Here is an 18,210-nt window from a genome sequence, read left to right as displayed (position 1 = left end):
GGGGTTTTTGGTTGTAACCCTTATCTGAATCGATTCGATTGTGGACGACGATTCAAAAATACATCTGGCACGTTGAGGTGTTAACAATAATAAAGGAGGTAGCAAGTGACCATTGCTATTGTTATAGGCACACATGGTTGGGCTGCAGAGCAGTTGCTTAAAACGGCAGAGATGCTGTTAGGCGAGCAGGAAAACGTCGGCTGGATCGATTTCGTTCCAGGCGAAAATGCCGAAACGCTGATCGAAAAGTACAACGCTCAGTTGGCAAAACTCGACACCACTAAAGGCGTGCTGTTTCTCGTTGATACATGGGGAGGCAGCCCGTTCAATGCTGCCAGCCGCATTGCCGTCGACAAAGAGCATTATGAAGTGATCGCAGGCGTTAACATTCCAATGCTGGTGGAAACGTTAATGGCTCGTGATGATGACCCGGGCTTTGATGAACTGGTGGCGCTGGCAGTAGAAACAGGCCGTGAAGGTGTGAAAGCACTGAAAGCCAAACCGGTTGAAAAAGCAGCTCCCGCCCCCGCTTCGGCGGCACCCAAAGCGGCCCCAACTCCGGCAAAACCAATGGGACCAAATGACTACATGGTTATTGGCCTTGCGCGTATCGACGACCGTCTGATTCACGGTCAGGTAGCTACCCGCTGGACCAAAGAAACCAATGTCTCCCGTATTATTGTTGTTAGTGATGAAGTGGCTGCGGATACCGTTCGTAAGACACTGCTCACCCAGGTCGCACCTCCGGGCGTAACAGCACACGTGGTTGATGTTGCCAAGATGATTCGCGTCTACAACAACCCGAAATATGCTGGCGAACGTGTAATGCTGTTATTCACCAACCCGACAGATGTTGAGCGCCTCGTTGAAGGCGGCGTGAAAATTACCTCTGTTAACGTCGGTGGTATGGCATTCCGTCAGGGCAAAACCCAGGTGAATAACGCGGTTTCGGTTGATGAAAAAGATATCGAAGCGTTCAAGAAACTGAATGCACGCGGTATCGAACTGGAAGTCCGTAAGGTTTCCACCGATCCGAAACTGAAAATGATGGATCTGATCAGCAAAATCGATAAGTAACGTATTGTGTTGATTATCACTCAGTTTTCACACTTAAGTCTTACGTAAACAGGAGAAGTACAATGGAGATTACCACTCTTCAAATTGTGCTGGTATTTATCGTAGCCTGTATCGCAGGTATGGGATCTATCCTCGATGAATTTCAGTTTCACCGTCCGTTAATCGCCTGTACCCTGGTGGGTATCGTTCTTGGGGATATGAAAACCGGTATTATTATCGGTGGTACTCTGGAAATGATCGCTCTGGGCTGGATGAATATCGGTGCCGCAGTTGCGCCTGACGCCGCTCTGGCTTCTATCATTTCTACCATTCTGGTTATTGCAGGTCATCAGAGCATCGGTGCCGGTATCGCGCTGGCAATCCCGCTGGCCGCTGCGGGCCAGGTGCTGACCATCATCGTTCGTACCATCACCGTTGCTTTCCAGCACGCTGCGGATAAGGCGGCTGAGAATGGCAACCTGACGGCAATTTCCTGGATCCACGTTTCTTCGCTGTTCCTGCAAGCGATGCGTGTGGCTATCCCGGCCGTAATTGTTGCGCTGTCTGTAGGCACCAGTGAAGTTCAGAACATGCTGAACGCCATTCCGGAAGTGGTGACCAATGGTCTGAACATTGCTGGCGGCATGATCGTGGTTGTTGGTTATGCAATGGTTATCAACATGATGCGTGCAGGCTACCTGATGCCGTTCTTCTACCTCGGCTTCGTAACCGCAGCATTCACCAACTTTAACCTGGTTGCTCTGGGTGTAATTGGTACTGTTATGGCAGTGCTCTACATCCAACTTAGCCCGAAATATAACCGCGTAGCTGGTGCGCCTGTTCAGGCTGCTGGTAACAACGATCTCGATAACGAACTGGACTAACAGGTGAGCGAAATGGTTGATACAACTAAAACTACCACCGAGAAAAAACTCACTCCGAGTGATATTCGTGGCGTCTTCCTGCGTTCTAACCTCTTCCAGGGTTCATGGAACTTCGAACGTATGCAGGCACTGGGTTTCTGCTTCTCTATGGTTCCGGCGATTCGTCGCCTCTACCCTGAGAACAATGATGCCCGTAAACAGGCGATTAAACGTCACCTCGAATTCTTTAACACCCAACCGTTCGTGGCTGCGCCAATTCTGGGCGTAACCCTGGCGCTGGAAGAACAGCGTGCTAACGGCGCAGAGATCGACGACGGTGCTATCAACGGTATCAAAGTAGGTCTGATGGGTCCGCTGGCAGGCGTGGGTGACCCGATCTTCTGGGGTACGGTACGTCCGGTTTTTGCAGCTCTGGGAGCCGGTATCGCGATGAGTGGCAGCCTGTTAGGTCCGCTGCTGTTCTTTATCCTGTTTAACCTGGTGCGTCTGGCAACACGTTACTACGGCGTAGCGTATGGTTACTCCAAAGGTATCGATATCGTTAAAGATATGGGTGGCGGCTTCCTGCAAAAACTGACGGAAGGGGCGTCTATTCTCGGCCTGTTTGTCATGGGGGCGTTGGTTAACAAGTGGACACATGTCAACATCCCTCTGGTCGTCTCTCGCATCACCGACCAGACGGGTAAAGAGCACATTACCACTGTCCAGACCATTCTTGACCAGTTAATGCCAGGCCTGGTGCCGCTGCTGCTGACCTTTGCCTGTATGTGGCTGCTGCGCAAAAAAGTTAACCCGCTGTGGATTATCGTTGGCTTCTTCGTCATTGGTATCGCTGGTTACGCTTGCGGCCTGCTGGGACTGTAATACTGTTGTACACTACCGGGGCCTTTTGGCCCCGTTTTTTTATCTGGAGGATTAATGACAATCACGGAACTGGTACTGATTCTGTTCATCGCCGCACTGCTTGCTTTTGCGATATACGATCAGTTCATCATGCCCCGCCGCAACGGCCCCACCCTGCTGGCAATTCCTTTGCTCCGGCGCGGTCGCATCGATAGCGTTATCTTTGTCGGGCTGATTGTCATTCTTATCTATAACAATGTAACCAGCCATGGCGCACAAATAACCACCTGGTTATTAAGTGCACTGGCGCTAATGGGATTTTATACTTTCTGGATCCGGGTTCCGAAAATCATCTTCAAACAAAAAGGGTTTTTCTTCGCCAATGTTTGGATTGAATATAGCCGAATTAAAGCGATGAACTTATCGGAAGATGGTGTACTGGTGATGCAATTAGAACAGCGCCGTTTGTTAATCAGCGTCCGAAATATCGACGATCTGGAAAAGATTTATAAACTTCTAGTTTCAACTCAATAAGTTATCAACTTAGCCAAAGCTATGTGTAGTGTATTTTTAATAACCAGACATAGCTTAGGCTATATTACGTCGTCCCTTATTTGTTATTATTTTTAACGTTTTATTGATATATAAATCTAAATGAAAATCGTTATCAGTAATAGCAATAGAATAATATATTCTGACAGTTGTTTTATATTCTCAAAATATGTTAAGGTTGCGCCCTCATTTGGGGAGTAGCCGATTTCCAGACTCCGGAAATGTACGTGTCAACATACTCGTTGCAAAACGTGGCGCGTACGGACTGAACATTTTCAGTCAGGCGAGACCATATGCACATCAATCGCTATGCCTGCATGAGCGCTTCTTGTCGTTCGTGTGTGCATGTTTGCTGGGGGCGATGATGTGTTTTATGGATACCCCGGTCAGGACATTGTCATGAATATCACTGCTACTGTTCTTCTTGCTTTTGGTATGTCGATGGATGCCTTTGCTGCATCAATCGGTAAAGGTGCCACCCTCCATAAACCGAAATTTTCTGAAGCTCTGCGAACTGGCCTTATTTTCGGTGCCGTCGAAACGCTGACGCCGCTGATTGGCTGGGGGATGGGCATGTTGGCCAGCCGTTTTGTCCTCGAGTGGAACCACTGGATTGCGTTTGTACTGCTGATATTCCTCGGCGGGCGAATGATTATTGAGGGTTTTCGCGGTGGAGATGATGAAGATGAAGAACCGCGTCGTCGTCACGGTTTCTGGTTGCTGGTGACTACCGCAATTGCCACCAGCCTGGATGCAATGGCTGTTGGTGTTGGTCTGGCCTTCCTGCAAGTGAACATTATCGCGACTGCGCTGGCGATTGGCTGCGCCACCTTAATCATGTCAACATTAGGCATGATGGTGGGCCGCTTTATCGGTTCAATTATTGGGAAAAAAGCGGAAATTCTTGGCGGGCTGGTGCTTATTGGCATTGGCGTCCAGATCCTCTGGACGCACTACCACAGCTAATTTATTCGTTGCCAGACGTGAATATTAAAATCCGTCTGGCAATTAAATTCTTCTTTTGCTGCCAACGCTTGCCATACCTCTGGCTTTGCGCGCCAGGCAAACGGCGTCATCTGTAACAACGCAACCGCCTCATCTCCGCGCAGGCGCATCGGATAATGTAATTCATTACTCCGCTGCAGCTCAAAACCATCCAGTTTCTCAGCATGGGGCGCATGTAGATGTACTTCGTCGTAAATTAAACCCTTCAGCTCCATTAAATGCCGTGGCCCAGGAGTAGCGGTAATGACCCACCCACCCGGTTTGACTACTCGCGCTAATTCTTCTGCTTTGCACGGTGCGTAGATACGGATAATGGCATCCATACTGGCATCAGAAAACGGCAGACGGTGGCTGGAAGCGACACAAAAGGTGACCTGCTGATAGCGTTTCGCAGCAGCTTTAATCGCGACCTTAGAGACATCCAGACCAAAAGTCGTCACGCCAGGTAAGACATCGGCAAAAGCATGGGTGTAGTACCCTTCCCCACAACCAATATCCAGTATCGCCGTTGCGTGCTGCTCAAGACATTCACACAATTGAGCGACAATCGCATCGCGAAGCGGCTGATAATGACCGGCATCTAAAAATGTACGCCGCGCTTGCATCATTTCCGCACTATCGCCCGGATCGCGAGAACGTTTATGCTGAACGGGCAGCAAATTAACATATCCCTCTTTCGCCATATCAAATTGATGCCGTTGGGGACAGATATAGCTGTTTTTTTCAAGCGCTAAAGGCTGATGACAAAGTGGACAGGAAAATGACATGACAACTCCGGCAGGATACTAAAGGCCGCAAGTGTAACGCGAATCGCACGACTGGCAAATATCCGGAGACAGGAACGAAAATAAAACAAAGTAAAAAGCCTCGCAAATTCGACGAGGCTTTATAGCGAGATTGAAGCGCGTTTACACTTCAGATCAGTGGATTCGATCAGATAGCTGTTACGTTAACAGCCGCCGGACCTTTCTGGCCGTCCTGAATTTCGAACTCAACGTTCTGGCCTTCGGCCAGAGTTTTGAAGCCATTACCCTGGATAGCAGAGAAGTGTACGAACACATCTTTGCTGCCATCTGCCGGAGTAATGAAGCCAAAACCTTTAGACTCGTTGAACCACTTAACCTGACCTTTAATCTTTGCCATTTGAAAAATTCCTTAGATTGTTTTCTTCGCCCGCAGGCATTACAGAGATAAAACTGACACATTACTGCATGAGGCACTAATATAAGGCTCGGCAGAGAAGCGGTATTCAACGACAACGTGTTTACTCAGGACTTCTTTACTGAAAATGCCACACATAAACAGAACTGTACCTCGTTTAACCCGAAACTGTTATCACATACAACGTTAATTATGGCAAGCCATTTTTAAACATGTCTCGATCAGCCGCACAAATCTCGATACGCCTTCCACTTTTTTTGCACACTTATGCAACGGAATACGTGCCGATATATCGATGCACTTAACCATACCATTACACGCAGATACTTGACCTGATGCAGTTTCTAACATAGTTCAATAAGTTCAGTTCTTCCAGAGCAGCAGTACAAGTTATTACGCAATGCGAGCGATATCACTTTTTATGATATATAACGAATAAAATGTTATATAACTTCACCCAATAAAACAGATAGTTAACAACATACACAGGTGAAATGAAGAAACCAGACTTAATGCTCATTATTAATTTAAAATAAGAAAAATTGATGAATTACTAAAAAGTGAAGGGAGAAACGTTTCGCTAATAAATAATACCGCAATTGATCACAATTCCGATGTAAACATCCCAATAGCTTAGTGCGATTAATATCTTTTTCCGATACCGCTATTATGAAATAAATAACACGATAAATAATCGAAGTCAGACCAGAGTATTAATTTGAATCAATTGCACCACTATAGTGCGGATAAGATGAGTAACCCATCAGCATTAGGGCTACTCAAATTTTGAGGAAAGATTACCGTTCCGCTACCAGGCGGATGATATCTTCATCTTCAGCCGTTTTTAGGTTCTCAGCAGTATTCGCATCCGTTTTTTCAGGTTCGTTTGCTTCGCACAAACGACGTAACAGTGCATTTTGCCGTTTTTGCTGTTCCAGCAATGCCTCAAGAAGTTCAATCTGTTCGTTAGTCCGTGAACTGGCACGGTTGATGAAAAACCACAAGATGAGCCCAATAGCGAGAATTACCACCGATACAACCAAAGACGCAACGTTCATTACGCCTGAATTTACAACTTCGTTCATTTCACCACCTCTAAGTAGAGGTGTCATTCTACCACTGCCACACAGGAAGGAAATCTACTGCTGAAAAAATGATATCACCACGGGATAAATTGATTGATGGCACAAATTCCGCTGAAAAATTGTACATCCTGATCGCACATCATGTTGAATACCTGCGCCCATAGCAGCAAGCAAGCCAGCACAGCAACAACCAGAACGACCCATCGAAACTTTTTCACTCCATTCTCCGTTTAACCTACCTTATGTCATTAAACTATCATGCGTTAGTTAAACAGCGCCTAACCATGTCGATATTCGTGCTTTTTCGGAACTATACGCTTGCTTCAGTCCATATTACCGCTACGATTAAGCGAACAAAAAAGAGAAGAGGTCATAATGCGATTCATTATTCGCACAATTATGTTGATAGCACTGGTATGGACAGGATTATTACTAAGCGGATATGGTGTTCTGATTGGAAGCAAGGAAAATGCCGCTGGGTTAGGGTTGCAATGCACCTATCTGACGGCCCGGGATACCAGTACGGTACAATACCTGCACACTAAAAGTGGTTTTTTCGGGATAACCGATTGCCCACTATTACGTAAAAACAATATCGTCGTCGATAATGGCTAATAGATTAAGGTATAAATACCCACATTAAACTCAATGAATAAAACGTACACTTATCACCAACGTATACGATATTACGCCAGCCATCAGTAACTTTATTTACCCCCCACCAGATAAGAACCTGTCTGAATATTATACAGACAGGTTCTAACTCTAATCAGAACGGATAGTCGTGATACCCCATTTGCGAGGAAATTTTACGTGCGGCCGTATGCAACATAGCTACGTACTCCTGCAAACGCTCTTCAGAGAAACGCAGCGTTGGGAAGGAGATGCTCAGACCGGCAATAACCACACCAAAGCGGTCAAATACCGGAACCGCGATACAGCGTAGTCCTTCTTCCTGCTCTTCGTTATCTTCACCATAACCTTGCTCGCGCACCTGGTCCAACACCGGTAGTAACGCTTCGGTACTGGTAATGGTACGATCGGTACTGCGTTTATACTCAACGCCCTCAAGGATCTGCTTCACTTCATCACGATCGCGCCAGGCCAGCAGCACTTTACCAATCGCGGTGCTGTAAAGCGGATTACGACGACCAATCCGTGAATACATGCGCAAATTGTACATAGAGTCAATTTTGTGGATGTAAACAATGCTGTCTTCGTCCAGTGCGCCAAGGTGGATGGTTTCTTTCGTCAGGCGGGAGATTTCGCGCATCTGGATATCTGCGCTACGAATGAGATCGACGTTTTGTAAGGCACGAGCCCCCAACTCAAACAATTTCAGGGTCAGAGAATATTTCTCCGACTCTCCTTCCTGCGCCACATACCCCAGGGTTTTCATGGTTTGTAAAAAGCGATAAACGGTGCTTTTTGACATCATGACGCGCTGTGACAGCTCGGTTATCCCTATTTCGCGCTCTTCGCCCAGCGCCTGTAAAATGCCAAAAACCTTCAGTACAGAAGATACAGAATCAGGCTGTTTATCCAGATCTGCGTTAGCCATTTATCACCTCATTGCGAGTGTTTTATAAAAATCAGAACTGTTTTTTATTATAATTTCGCGCCTGGGTGGTCGCAATCCATCTTTTGCCGGTTAGTTACAATTCTGCGACATCCGCCGTGAATATCAGTGCTAGAATCATAACCCTGTTGATTATCATCCAAAGATATAAAATTCCTATGCCAAAAGTTCAGGCCGATGGCCTGCCGTTGCCTCAGCGATACGGCGCGATTTTAACCATTATTATCGGTATTTCGATGGCGGTCCTCGACGGCGCTATCGCCAACGTCGCCTTGCCAACTATTGCTACTGATCTTCACGCCACGCCAGCCAGTTCTATTTGGGTGGTGAATGCCTATCAAATCGCGATTGTCGTCTCCCTGCTTTCGTTTTCGTTTCTGGGAGATATGTTTGGCTATCGACGCATTTATAAATGCGGCCTGGTCGTATTTCTGCTGTCATCGTTGTTCTGTGCCCTTTCTGATTCGCTGCAAATGCTAACTCTGGCGCGTGTAATACAAGGTTTTGGTGGCGCAGCACTAATGAGCGTCAATACTGCTCTTATCCGGCTAATCTATCCACAGCGTTTTCTGGGGCGGGGAATGGGAATTAACTCGTTTATTGTCGCCGTCTCCTCTGCTGCCGGGCCAACTATCGCCGCGGTAATCCTCTCCATCGCGTCATGGAAGTGGCTATTTTTAATCAACGTACCGTTGGGTATTATCGCCCTGCTTCTGGCAATGCGTTTTCTGCCACCTAATGGTTCTCGTGCCAGTAAACCACGTTTTGACCTGCCCAGCGCCGTGATGAACGCGTTAACATTTGGTCTGCTTATTACCGCGTTGAGTGGTTTTGCTCAGGGGCAATCGCTGACGTTGATTGGTGTAGAACTGGCGGTAATGGTTGTCGTTGGTATTTTCTTTATTCGTCGTCAGCTTTCTCTTCCCGTGCCGCTGTTGCCAGTGGATTTACTGCGTATTCCGCTTTTTTCACTGTCTATTTGCACGTCTATTTGTTCTTTCTGCGCACAGATGCTGGCAATGGTCTCCCTGCCCTTTTATCTGCAAACGGTGCTCGGACGTAGTGAAGTGGAAACAGGTCTACTTCTGACCCCATGGCCGCTGGCAACAATGGTGATGGCACCGCTGGCAGGTTATCTGATAGAACGCGTGCATGCTGGGTTACTTGGAGCTTTAGGGTTGTTTATTATGGCGGCGGGGCTTTTTTCGCTGGTTCTCTTGCCTGCTTCACCTGCCGATATCAATATCATCTGGCCTATGATCTTGTGCGGTGCCGGTTTTGGATTATTCCAGTCACCCAATAACCACACCATTATTACTTCCGCCCCGCGGGAACGTAGCGGCGGTGCCAGTGGCATGTTAGGTACGGCTCGTCTGCTTGGTCAGAGTAGTGGCGCAGCGTTGGTGGCACTGATGTTAAATCAGTTTGGTGATAATGGTACGCACGTCTCGCTGATGACCGCGGCTATTCTGGCAGTAATCGCTGCCGGTGTTAGTGGTTTACGGATCACCCAGCCACGATCCCAGGCATAAAAAAAGCGCGTCAACCTGGACGCGCTTTTTGAGTATTTATTTCATCTTACTTCAGGTATTCACCCGTGCGCAGAGCCTCAATACGTTTATCCAGCGGCGGGTGGGTCATGAACAGCTCGCTCAGCGATTTTGACTTACCGTTAATGCAGAAAGCCATCATGCTGGTTGCTTCTTGCGGTTCATAGCTGGTTTTCAGGCGCTGTAGCGCAGCAATCATTTTTTCACGGCCAACCAATTTGGCTGAACCGGCATCAGCGTGAAATTCACGGTGACGCGAGAACCACATGGTGATAATGCTCGCCAGAATACCAAACACTAACTCCAGTACCGTCGCAACTGCAAAGTAGATCAGCGGGTTGCCGTTACTCTCTTCGCCTTCGTCGCGGTTACCGCCCATGAAGCCAGCGGCCAGTTGTGCCAGAATACGGGAAATAAAGATAACAAAGGTGTTCACCACGCCCTGAATCAGCGTCATGGTAACCATGTCACCATTAGCAATGTGGCTAATTTCGTGGGCAATTACCGCCTCGGCTTCATCCGGGCTCATGTTTTGCAACAAACCCGTGCTGACAGCAACCAGAGAGGCATCCCGGCGCGCACCGGTTGCAAAAGCGTTAATGTCCGGCGCATGGTAGATAGCCACTTGTGGCATAGCAATCCCAGCCTGACGCGCCTGGGTTGCAACAGTATTGATCAGCCAACGTTCCCTTTCGTTACGCGGTTGCTCGATCACTTCCCCGCCAACAGATCGTAATGCCATCCATTTGGACATCAGAAGCGAAACGAAGGAACCACCGAAGCCGAACAGCAAGGCCATAATCATCAGCCCCTGAACGCTGCTCGACTGTATCCCTGTCAGGCTCAGTACCAGCCCGAAAACGACCATAACGGCCAGGTTCGTTAGCAGGAAGAGCGCGATTCGCATCATAATTTTCTTTTTACCTCAGTTTAACAAAACGCAATATGCGATACCCACATCGTATGGGTTACTCGACTATTTTCAAGTCTGGATAGAGCGTAAGTCACCAGAAAGACACAACTTTACATTTTGTAGCATCTGATTTACGGCATCTTGCCGCTGTTAAAAAATCAGGCACAATTTCTTGTGCCTGATTGATGTTACTTGACGGGAGCGGGCTGTTCCGCGGGTCTGGCTTTTTCCAGACGCGCCAAATCAAGCGCGATGTTCACTGTCTCATCCAGATATGGATCCGGCTCCTTATAATCTTTTGGCAGATCATCCAGTTTCTTCAATGCCGGTTTTCCTTCGCGTTTAAAGCGATCGTTCAACCGCGCCAGACGCGTCGCATCATCTTCGTTATTCTCTTTTTCACGCACGGCGTAGTTCAGAGAGACGATGTTACGCTTATCCTTCATGGCGTTGAAGCGAGCGATATCCTTCATGATATTCTGGAATTCAGGATCCTTCGCGATACGCGCATTATGTTCCTTCAACAACTCCGGCTCAAATGCCGTTAAGTCTCCTGATTTCACATAGGTTGCTGCGTCGATGCTATCCCACGGCAGCGCATTATCTTCGAATTTCTCACCCGTTTCCGTCTCTTCATTGCCCGTAGGCATGATGATATCTGGCGTTACGCCCTTACGTTGCGTACTGCCACCGTTAACGCGATAGAATTTCTGGATTGTATATTGTACTGAGCCTAACGCAGGCCATTCTGGGCGCAACATCTGATCGTAGATGCGGTTCAGAGAGCGATACTGCTGGACTGTGCCTTTACCAAATGTCGGCTCGCCCACAACCAGCGCGCGACCATAATCCTGCATTGCGGCAGCAAAGATTTCCGAAGCCGAAGCACTGAAACGGTCAACCAGCACCACCAGCGGGCCTTTATAGAAGACCTGGCCGTCGGTATCACTGTCTTCACGGACTTTACCGTTGTTATCGCGAACCTGCACAATCGGACCTGATGGGATAAACAAACCAGAGAGCGATACCGCTTCAGTCAACGCACCGCCACCGTTGCTACGCAGGTCGATGATGACACTGCTGACATTTTGTTTTTCCAGTTTCTGCAGTTGAACTTTGACATCGTCCGTCAAGCCAACATAGAAGCCCGGAATATCCAGCACACCGACTTTTTCTTTGCCAACCGTCTTCACAGACATTTTAACGGCACGGTCTTCCAGACGAATGCGCTCACGCGTCAACGTCACCGTGCGGGTTTTAGTGCCTTTACCCGCAGGTAAAATTTCCAGACGAACCTTACTGCCCTTCGGCCCTTTGATTAAGGCAACAACATCATCAAGACGCCAACCGATCACATCAACCATCGGTTTACCGGTTTGTCCGACCCCGACAATTTTGTCACCAACGCTAATCGCTTTACTTTTCGCAGCCGGACCACCCGCCACCATCGAATTGATAACGGTGTAGTCATCATCCATTTGCAACACTGCGCCAATACCTTCCAGCGATAAACTCATTTCAGTATTGAACTGTTCGGTATTGCGCGGGGAAAGGTAGTTGGTATGCGGATCAATTTCGCGTGCGAAAGCCGTCATTGCCAGCGAGAAAACATCTTCGCTGTTAGTTTGCGCCAGGCGGCGAATAGCAAATTTGTAACGACGCGTCAGGGTTTCACGAATTTCTTTATCCGTTTTTCCCGCCAGCTTCAGGCTTAACTCGTCGAATTTAACTTTGCTGTCCCACAGCGCGTTTAACTCAGCCTCATTTTTCGGCCAGGGCGCTTTGCTGCGGTCAAGGTTATAAGAATCATTACCGGTAAAATCCATCGGTTTTTCCAGTACCGACAATGCATACTGGTAACGTTCGAAGCGGCGTTTTTGCGCCAGATTGTAAAGATCGTAGAAAACGTCGAGTTTGCCGGAACGAAGTTCATCGCCCAACTCGGTTTTCTTTTTCGCGAATTGTTCGACATCGCTAGCCAACAGCACGTTGTGGCTGTAATCAAGCAGATTCAGGTAGCGGTCAAAGATTTTGGCCGAGAACGCCTGATCGAGGTCGAATTGTCGATAATGGGAACGGGTGAAGCGCGACGTTACGCGCTCACTCACAGTTGCATGCTGCGTCTCTTCCTTTAATACCGGAATCTGATCAGCACGCGTAATATCTTCTACAGCGAAGGTCTGGCCTGCTATTGCAAGCAGGCCAGCTAACGCGGTAAGCCTAAAAAACATGTTCATGCCTGGCCCGGCCTCCGTTTCAGAACACCAGGTGTTCTGCGCGCACAATCAAAGACATACCCGAATTCAGTTGGACGCGGACGCCGTCTTTGGTGATTTCTAATACGGTGGCATCCATCGCGTTTTGACCAGCTTTCACCTTCAGGGCTTGTCCGACAGTCAGAGCTGAAATGTCAGAAACCGGGGTATGCTGTTCTTCGCGAGGTGCTTTTACTGTTTTTGGCGCTTTCTCAGCCGGTTTTTGCGCACGAGGTTTGCGCTCGGCGCCTTCTTTACGGCGTTGCGCAACAGGACGTGGTTTACGTTCACGACGTGGTGCATCTTCTTTCTCACCAGCAGCGATGGCAGCTTCGCGTTTTTTAGCTTGCTGTTCAGCACGCTGGGCCTGAACGCGCGCTTTCGCTTCTTCAAGCTGCTTGCGAGCATGTTCTACATGTTGCTCGTCCAGCTCACCGCAAGGGTTGCCGTCAAGATCGACACGCGTCGCGCCTGGTTTAACACCATACAGGTAGCGCCAGCTCGAAGTGTAGAGACGTAAAGCGGATCGCAGTTGCGTTTTGCTCAGGTTCATTTCCCCGGCAACACGATCGACCAAATCCTGAAAAATACCGATTTTCAGCGGACGCGCTTCACCTTCCGCACTGAAACAGTGGGGAAAACGTTCGGCCAGAAACGCGATTACTTCTTTACTGCTATTCAACTTAGGTTGATTTTCCATGAAATTTCCTGATTACAACGGACGTAGCCAACAAGCGCAGGCATGAACAGGCGTCATTATAATGACGCCATCAGTAAATGCTACGTTATCCGTTGATTATCCTGCGACGCTCGCAAAGAATTTTTTGTAATCCGTCGTTGCAAGCACCTTTTCAAGCTGTGCCACAAGCTGACGTAAGCCTTGTTCGTCCTCGTCGGTGAAGCGACCGAAGACGGTACTGTCGATGTCGAGAACGCCAATAATCTGATTTTTCACCACCAACGGTAGAACAATTTCAGAATTACTCGCCGCATCACAGGCAATATGTCCATCGAATGCGTGAACATCCTCGATTCGCTGTACTTCGTTACGGGCAACCGCGGTGCCACACACGCCGCGCCCGACGGGGATCCGTACGCAGGCAATTTTGCCCTGAAACGGTCCGAGAACCAACGTCTCATCTTCGAGTAGATAAAACCCCGCCCAGTTTACGTCGGCCAGACGTTCGTATAATAACGCGCTGGTATTAGCCAGTGTTGCCAGAAAACTGGTTTCTCCCGCCATCAGCGCATTAAAGTCGCGGTTTAAGTCCGCGTAAAATTCTGTTTTGTTCATTATATAATCACTTGGTTGTCTTACCTGGAACTGCCAGCCTATTAAAATAAGCATTAAATGCGTTAATGCTCAAGATCATTCCCATCATGAGTTAAGATTAGTGTTAATTCTTATTACATTTGGCGCGTCATGGCTCTTTACACCCCACAAGTTACGCCAACAAAAAAAATAACAGTGAGATCAATTGGCGAAGCGTTGCCGCATGGTGATTACCAACGCTGCCCGCAATGTGACATGCTGTTCAGCCTGCCAGAGATAAATTCACACCAAAGTGCCTATTGCCCACGCTGCCAGGCAAAAATCCGTGACGGACGCGACTGGTCGCTAACGCGCCTGGCGGCAATGGCCTTCACAATGCTGTTGCTGATGCCTTTTGCGTGGGGCGAACCACTATTGCATATCTGGTTGTTAGGTATTCGTATTGACGCCAACGTAATGCAAGGCATCTGGCAAATGACCAAACAGGGAGATGCGGTAACGGGCGCAATGGTTTTTTTCTGCGTTATCGGTGCCCCCCTCATTCTGGTGACATCTATTGCCTGGTTGTGGTTTGGTAATCGGCTGGGAATGAATTTACGTCCGGTGTTGCTGATGCTTGAGCGGCTGAAAGAGTGGGTAATGCTGGATATCTACCTGGTCGGCATTGCCGTTGCCTCTATAAAGGTGCAGGACTATGCCCATATCCAGGCCGGTGTCGGCCTATTCTCTTTTGTAGCGCTGGTTATTTTAACGACGGTGACGTTGTCACATCTTAATGTTGAACAGTTGTGGGAGCGATTTTACCCTGAACGCCCTGCCACGCGTAGGGATAAAAAACTACGCGTTTGTCTGGGGTGTCACTTTACCGGCTACCCTGATCCGCGCGGTCGCTGTCCCCGTTGCCATATCCCGCTTCGCCTGCGTCGCCATCATAGTATTCAAAAATGTTGGGCGGCGCTGTTAGCTTCAATCATCTTGTTATTTCCTGCCAACCTGTTACCTATTTCGATCATTTATCTGAACGGTGGTCGACAAGAAGATACGATCCTTTCCGGGATTATGTCGCTGGCGAACAGCAATATTGCCGTTGCCGGAATCGTATTTATCGCCAGTATTCTGGTGCCATTTACCAAAGTGATTGTTATGTTCACTTTATTGTTGAGCATTCATTTTAAGTGCCAACAGGGGTTACGTACGCGAATAATGTTACTGCGAATAGTGACCTGGATTGGCCGCTGGTCGATGCTGGATCTGTTTGTCATTTCTTTAACCATGTCGCTGATTAATCGCGATCAAATCCTCGCTTTTACTATGGGACCGGCTGCGTTTTATTTCGGCGCAGCGGTTATTTTGACTATTCTTGCAGTGGAATGGCTGGACAGCCGCTTACTTTGGGATGCACATGAGTCAGGAAACGCCCGCTTCGACGACTGAAGCGCAAATTAAAACTAAACGCCGTATCTCACCTTTCTGGCTACTGCCATTCATCGCGCTAATGATAGCCGGTTGGCTAATTTGGGGGAGTTATCAGGATCGAGGCAATACCGTCACCATCGATTTTATGTCGGCGGATGGCATTGTTCCGGGTCGCACACCTGTTCGCTATCAGGGCGTTGAAGTCGGAACGGTGCAGGATGTCAGTCTGAGCGACGATCTGCGTAAGATTGAAGTGAAGGTCAGCATCAAGTCCGATATGAAAGATGCGTTGCGCGAAGAGACGCAGTTCTGGCTGGTGACGCCAAAAGCTTCGCTGGCAGGTGTTTCCGGGCTGGATGCGCTGGTCGGCGGAAACTATATCGGCATGATGCCAGGTAAAGGTAAAGAGCAAGATCACTTTGTCGCCCTCGATACCCAGCCCAAATATCGGCTGGATAATGGTGATCTTATGATCCATCTGCAAGCCCCCGATCTTGGTTCGCTGAACAGCGGCTCGTTGGTCTATTTCCGCAAAATCCCGGTGGGGCGAGTCTATGACTATGCGATCAATCCCAATAAGCAAGGCGTGGTGATTGATGTCCTGATTGAGCGGCGCTTTACCGACCTGGTGAAAAAAGGCAGTCGCTTCTGGAACGTTTCTGGCGTTGATGCCAATGTCAGTATCAGTGGCGCGAAGGTGAAACTGGAAAGTCTGGCTGCTCTGGTTAACGGTGCGATTGCCTTCGACTCGCCGGAAGAGTCGAAACCTGCCGATCCGGAAGATACCTTTGGTCTGTATGAAGATCTCGCCCACAGCCAGCGTGGGGTGCTCATAAAACTGGATCTGCCAAACGGAGTCGGATTAAGCGCCGATTCAACGCCGCTCATGTACCAGGGACTGGAAGTCGGGCAACTGACCAAACTGAATTTAAATCCAGGTGGCAAAGTTACTGGTGAAATGACCGTTGATCCCAGCGTAGTTACCCTACTTCGTGAAAATACTCGCATTGAGTTACGTAACCCGAAATTATCCCTCAGCGATGCCAATCTGAGTTCCCTACTGACCGGCAAAACCTTCGAACTGGTGCCAGGTAATGGCGAGCCACGCAAAGAGTTTGTTGTTGTACCTGGCGAGAAAGCCCTGCTGCATGAACCGGATGTTATGACGCTGACCCTGACCGCGCCGGAAAGTTACGGTATTGATGCCGGTCAGCCGTTAATTCTGCATGGTGTACAGGTAGGCCAGGTAATTGAACGTAAACTTACCAGCAAAGGCGTCACCTTTACCGTTGCCATCGAACCGCAGCATCGTGAACTGGTAAAAGGTGACAGCAAATTTGTCGTTAATAGCCGTGTTGACGTGAAAGTGGGACTGGATGGCGTCGAGTTCCTCGGTGCCAGCGCCTCAGAATGGCTCAACGGTGGCATCCGCATTCTGCCGGGCGAAAAAGGCGAGATGAAAGCCAGCTATCCGCTGTATGCCAATCTGGAAAAAGCCCTGGAAAACAGCCTGAGCGATTTGCCTACAACGACCGTGAGTTTGAGCGCAGAAACGCTGCCAGATGTGCAGGCGGGATCGGTAGTGCTGTACCGCAAATTTGAGGTTGGTGAAGTTATTACCGTACGTCCTCGGGCCAATGCCTTTGATATCGATCTGCATATTAAGCCGGAATATCGCAATCTCCTGACCAGCAACAGTGTGTTCTGGGCGGAAGGTGGCGCAAAAGTTCAGCTTAACGGCAGCGGCCTGACCGTACAGGCATCACCGCTTTCACGGGCATTAAAGGGGGCTATCAGTTTCGATAACCTCAGCGGTGCCAGCGCCAGTCAGCGTAAAGGCGACAAGCGAATTCTATATGCTTCCGAAACAGCCGCTCGTGCGGTTGGCGGGCAGATTACGCTCCATGCTTTCGATGCCGGAAAACTGGCTGTTGGTATGCCAATTCGCTATCTCGGTATTGATATCGGGCAGATCCAGACGCTGGATCTGATCACCGCACGCAATGAAGTACAGGCAAAAGCGGTGCTCTATCCAGAATATGTCCAGACCTTCGCCCGCGGAGGTACGCGCTTCTCGGTGGTCACACCACAGATTTCGGCAGCGGGCGTTGAGCACCTTGATACCATCCTTCAGCCGTATATCAATGTCGAACCTGGTCGGGGTAATCCTCGCCGTGACTTTGAGTTGCAAGAAGCCACCATTACCGATTCTCGTTACCTTGATGGCTTAAGCATTATTGTTGAAGCGCCAGAAGCCGGGTCATTAGGCATTGGTACTCCGGTACTGTTCCGTGGTCTGGAAGTAGGTACGGTTACCGGAATGACGCTGGGGACATTGTCAGATCGGGTGATGATTGCGATGCGCATCAGTAAGCGATACCAGCACCTGGTGCGTAACAATTCCGTCTTCTGGCTGGCATCGGGCTACAGTCTGGACTTTGGCCTGACGGGTGGTGTGGTGAAAACCGGCACCTTTAATCAGTTTATCCGTGGAGGGATCGCCTTCGCTACCCCACCAGGGACGCCACTGGCACCGAAAGCTCAGGAAGGCAAACACTTCCTGTTGCTGGAAAGCGAACCGAAAGAGTGGCGTGAATGGGGCACCGCCCTGCCTCGTTAATCTCCTCCTGCTCCGGCG

19 protein-coding genes are annotated in these 18,210 nt (G+C 48.9%); 9 read left to right on the top strand and 10 right to left on the bottom strand.

What is annotated here, in order from left to right; genetic code table 11:
• Positions 1-105: 105 nt before the first annotated feature.
• From manX to mntP, 5 genes are all read left to right on the top strand, one after another.
• A complete protein-coding gene (gene manX / locus C7B16_RS00335; protein ID WP_061090869.1) occupies positions 106-1,077 on the top strand; it encodes a PTS mannose transporter subunit IIAB in 972 nt (323 codons plus the stop codon).
• Between the two features lie 62 nt (positions 1,078-1,139).
• Entirely contained in the window at positions 1,140-1,940 is an 801-nt protein-coding gene (gene manY, locus C7B16_RS00330) for a PTS mannose transporter subunit IIC (RefSeq protein WP_000406934.1), read from the top strand.
• A gap of 12 nt (positions 1,941-1,952) precedes the next feature.
• On the top strand, positions 1,953-2,804 hold the full coding sequence (gene manZ, locus C7B16_RS00325) for a PTS mannose transporter subunit IID (RefSeq protein ID WP_107179243.1): 852 nt from the start codon (positions 1,953-1,955) through the stop codon (positions 2,802-2,804).
• Positions 2,805-2,858: 54 nt separating this feature from the next.
• Positions 2,859-3,317 carry a DUF986 family protein gene (locus C7B16_RS00320; protein ID WP_107179242.1) on the top strand — a complete coding sequence of 153 codons (459 nt, stop codon included), beginning with the start codon at positions 2,859-2,861 and terminating at the stop codon, positions 3,315-3,317.
• Positions 3,318-3,734: 417 nt separating this feature from the next.
• Complete coding sequence (mntP, locus tag C7B16_RS00310) at positions 3,735-4,301, top strand: manganese efflux pump MntP (RefSeq protein ID WP_001027737.1); 567 nt, start codon at positions 3,735-3,737, stop codon at positions 4,299-4,301.
• Here mntP and rlmA read toward each other — a convergent pair.
• From rlmA to mgrB, 5 genes are all read right to left on the bottom strand, one after another.
• Positions 4,298-5,107 (bottom strand): 23S rRNA (guanine(745)-N(1))-methyltransferase, encoded by an 810-nt coding sequence (rlmA, locus tag C7B16_RS00305; RefSeq protein WP_000010094.1) that lies wholly within the window; start codon positions 5,105-5,107, stop codon positions 4,298-4,300. The two genes, mntP and rlmA, sit on opposite strands and share 4 nt — an antisense overlap.
• Before the next feature lie 166 nt (positions 5,108-5,273).
• Entirely contained in the window at positions 5,274-5,483 is a 210-nt protein-coding gene (cspE, locus tag C7B16_RS00300) for a transcription antiterminator/RNA stability regulator CspE (RefSeq protein ID WP_001062678.1), read from the bottom strand.
• Between the two features lie 39 nt (positions 5,484-5,522).
• Complete coding sequence (locus C7B16_RS00295; protein WP_032141266.1) at positions 5,523-5,639, bottom strand: DUF2627 domain-containing protein; 117 nt, start codon at positions 5,637-5,639, stop codon at positions 5,523-5,525.
• A 659-nt stretch (positions 5,640-6,298) separates the two neighbouring features.
• The gene (locus C7B16_RS00285; protein ID WP_001006870.1) at positions 6,299-6,586 is read right to left on the bottom strand and encodes a YebO family protein; all 288 of its coding nucleotides are present in this window, start codon (positions 6,584-6,586) and stop codon (positions 6,299-6,301) included.
• A 74-nt stretch (positions 6,587-6,660) separates the two neighbouring features.
• On the bottom strand, positions 6,661-6,804 hold the full coding sequence (gene mgrB, locus C7B16_RS00280; RefSeq protein ID WP_000714549.1) for a PhoP/PhoQ regulator MgrB: 144 nt from the start codon (positions 6,802-6,804) through the stop codon (positions 6,661-6,663).
• Positions 6,805-6,961: 157 nt separating this feature from the next.
• On the opposite strand from mgrB, the gene C7B16_RS00275 reads away from it, so the two are divergent.
• Positions 6,962-7,201 carry a YobH family protein gene (locus C7B16_RS00275; protein ID WP_001211005.1) on the top strand — a complete coding sequence of 80 codons (240 nt, stop codon included), beginning with the start codon at positions 6,962-6,964 and terminating at the stop codon, positions 7,199-7,201.
• A gap of 154 nt (positions 7,202-7,355) precedes the next feature.
• Here C7B16_RS00275 and kdgR read toward each other — a convergent pair whose 3' ends face one another.
• Positions 7,356-8,147, bottom strand: a complete 792-nt coding sequence (kdgR, locus tag C7B16_RS00270; RefSeq protein WP_001262177.1) for a DNA-binding transcriptional regulator KdgR — start codon at positions 8,145-8,147, stop codon at positions 7,356-7,358.
• A gap of 176 nt (positions 8,148-8,323) precedes the next feature.
• On the opposite strand from kdgR, the gene C7B16_RS00265 reads away from it, so the two are divergent.
• Positions 8,324-9,697: an MFS transporter gene (locus tag C7B16_RS00265; RefSeq protein WP_010376166.1), complete on the top strand. Its 1,374-nt coding sequence runs from the start codon at positions 8,324-8,326 to the stop codon at positions 9,695-9,697.
• Between the two features lie 46 nt (positions 9,698-9,743).
• On the opposite strand, the gene htpX is transcribed toward C7B16_RS00265, so the two are convergent.
• The 4 genes from htpX to msrC form a co-directional block, all read right to left on the bottom strand.
• Complete coding sequence (gene htpX / locus C7B16_RS00260; RefSeq protein WP_000984500.1) at positions 9,744-10,625, bottom strand: protease HtpX; 882 nt, start codon at positions 10,623-10,625, stop codon at positions 9,744-9,746.
• 191 nt (positions 10,626-10,816) lie between these two features.
• A complete protein-coding gene (gene prc / locus C7B16_RS00255; RefSeq protein WP_001516268.1) occupies positions 10,817-12,865 on the bottom strand; it encodes a carboxy terminal-processing peptidase in 2,049 nt (682 codons plus the stop codon).
• Positions 12,866-12,884: 19 nt separating this feature from the next.
• On the bottom strand, positions 12,885-13,583 hold the full coding sequence (gene proQ, locus C7B16_RS00250) for an RNA chaperone ProQ (RefSeq protein ID WP_107179241.1): 699 nt from the start codon (positions 13,581-13,583) through the stop codon (positions 12,885-12,887).
• 96 nt (positions 13,584-13,679) lie between these two features.
• Positions 13,680-14,177 (bottom strand): L-methionine (R)-S-oxide reductase, encoded by a 498-nt coding sequence (msrC, locus tag C7B16_RS00245; protein ID WP_001043873.1) that lies wholly within the window; start codon positions 14,175-14,177, stop codon positions 13,680-13,682.
• A gap of 129 nt (positions 14,178-14,306) precedes the next feature.
• Here msrC and yebS point away from each other — a divergent pair, with 129 nt between their 5' ends.
• Together yebS and yebT are read left to right on the top strand one after the other, a co-directional pair.
• Positions 14,307-15,590: a membrane integrity lipid transport subunit YebS gene (yebS, locus tag C7B16_RS00240; RefSeq protein WP_001516266.1), complete on the top strand. Its 1,284-nt coding sequence runs from the start codon at positions 14,307-14,309 to the stop codon at positions 15,588-15,590.
• A complete protein-coding gene (yebT, locus tag C7B16_RS00235; RefSeq protein ID WP_000076949.1) occupies positions 15,559-18,192 on the top strand; it encodes a lipid-binding membrane homeostasis protein YebT in 2,634 nt (877 codons plus the stop codon). The genes yebS and yebT overlap by 32 nt, the downstream gene beginning before the upstream one ends.
• Positions 18,193-18,210 lie beyond the last annotated feature (18 nt).

It is taken from the genome of Escherichia sp. 20412-1 (assembly GCF_003027595.1).
GTDB classification, from domain to species: Bacteria; Pseudomonadota; Gammaproteobacteria; order Enterobacterales; family Enterobacteriaceae; genus Escherichia; species Escherichia marmotae.
The sequence above is the reverse complement of the archived record's forward strand: the minus strand, read 5'-3'. Positions and strand labels throughout refer to the sequence as shown.

Bases quoted from the DNA above. Each gene is read 5' to 3' on its own strand.
- manY (WP_000406934.1), top strand. From the start codon at position 1,140: ATGGAGATTACCACTCTTCAAATTGTGCTGGTATTTATCGTAGCCTGT.
- manZ (WP_107179243.1), top strand. From the start codon at position 1,953: ATGGTTGATACAACTAAAACTACCACCGAGAAAAAACTCACTCCGAGT.
- C7B16_RS00320 (WP_107179242.1), top strand. From the start codon at position 2,859: ATGACAATCACGGAACTGGTACTGATTCTGTTCATCGCCGCACTGCTT.
- mntP (WP_001027737.1), top strand. From the start codon at position 3,735: ATGAATATCACTGCTACTGTTCTTCTTGCTTTTGGTATGTCGATGGAT.
- rlmA (WP_000010094.1), bottom strand. From the start codon at position 5,107: ATGTCATTTTCCTGTCCACTTTGTCATCAGCCTTTAGCGCTTGAAAAA.
- cspE (WP_001062678.1), bottom strand. From the start codon at position 5,483: ATGGCAAAGATTAAAGGTCAGGTTAAGTGGTTCAACGAGTCTAAAGGT.
- C7B16_RS00295 (WP_032141266.1), bottom strand. From the start codon at position 5,639: ATGTGTGGCATTTTCAGTAAAGAAGTCCTGAGTAAACACGTTGTCGTT.
- C7B16_RS00285 (WP_001006870.1), bottom strand. From the start codon at position 6,586: ATGAACGAAGTTGTAAATTCAGGCGTAATGAACGTTGCGTCTTTGGTT.
- C7B16_RS00275 (WP_001211005.1), top strand. From the start codon at position 6,962: ATGCGATTCATTATTCGCACAATTATGTTGATAGCACTGGTATGGACA.
- kdgR (WP_001262177.1), bottom strand. From the start codon at position 8,147: ATGGCTAACGCAGATCTGGATAAACAGCCTGATTCTGTATCTTCTGTA.
- C7B16_RS00265 (WP_010376166.1), top strand. From the start codon at position 8,324: ATGCCAAAAGTTCAGGCCGATGGCCTGCCGTTGCCTCAGCGATACGGC.
- htpX (WP_000984500.1), bottom strand. From the start codon at position 10,625: ATGATGCGAATCGCGCTCTTCCTGCTAACGAACCTGGCCGTTATGGTC.
- prc (WP_001516268.1), bottom strand. From the start codon at position 12,865: ATGAACATGTTTTTTAGGCTTACCGCGTTAGCTGGCCTGCTTGCAATA.
- proQ (WP_107179241.1), bottom strand. From the start codon at position 13,583: ATGGAAAATCAACCTAAGTTGAATAGCAGTAAAGAAGTAATCGCGTTT.
- msrC (WP_001043873.1), bottom strand. From the start codon at position 14,177: ATGAACAAAACAGAATTTTACGCGGACTTAAACCGCGACTTTAATGCG.
- yebS (WP_001516266.1), top strand. From the start codon at position 14,307: ATGGCTCTTTACACCCCACAAGTTACGCCAACAAAAAAAATAACAGTG.
- yebT (WP_000076949.1), top strand. From the start codon at position 15,559: ATGAGTCAGGAAACGCCCGCTTCGACGACTGAAGCGCAAATTAAAACT.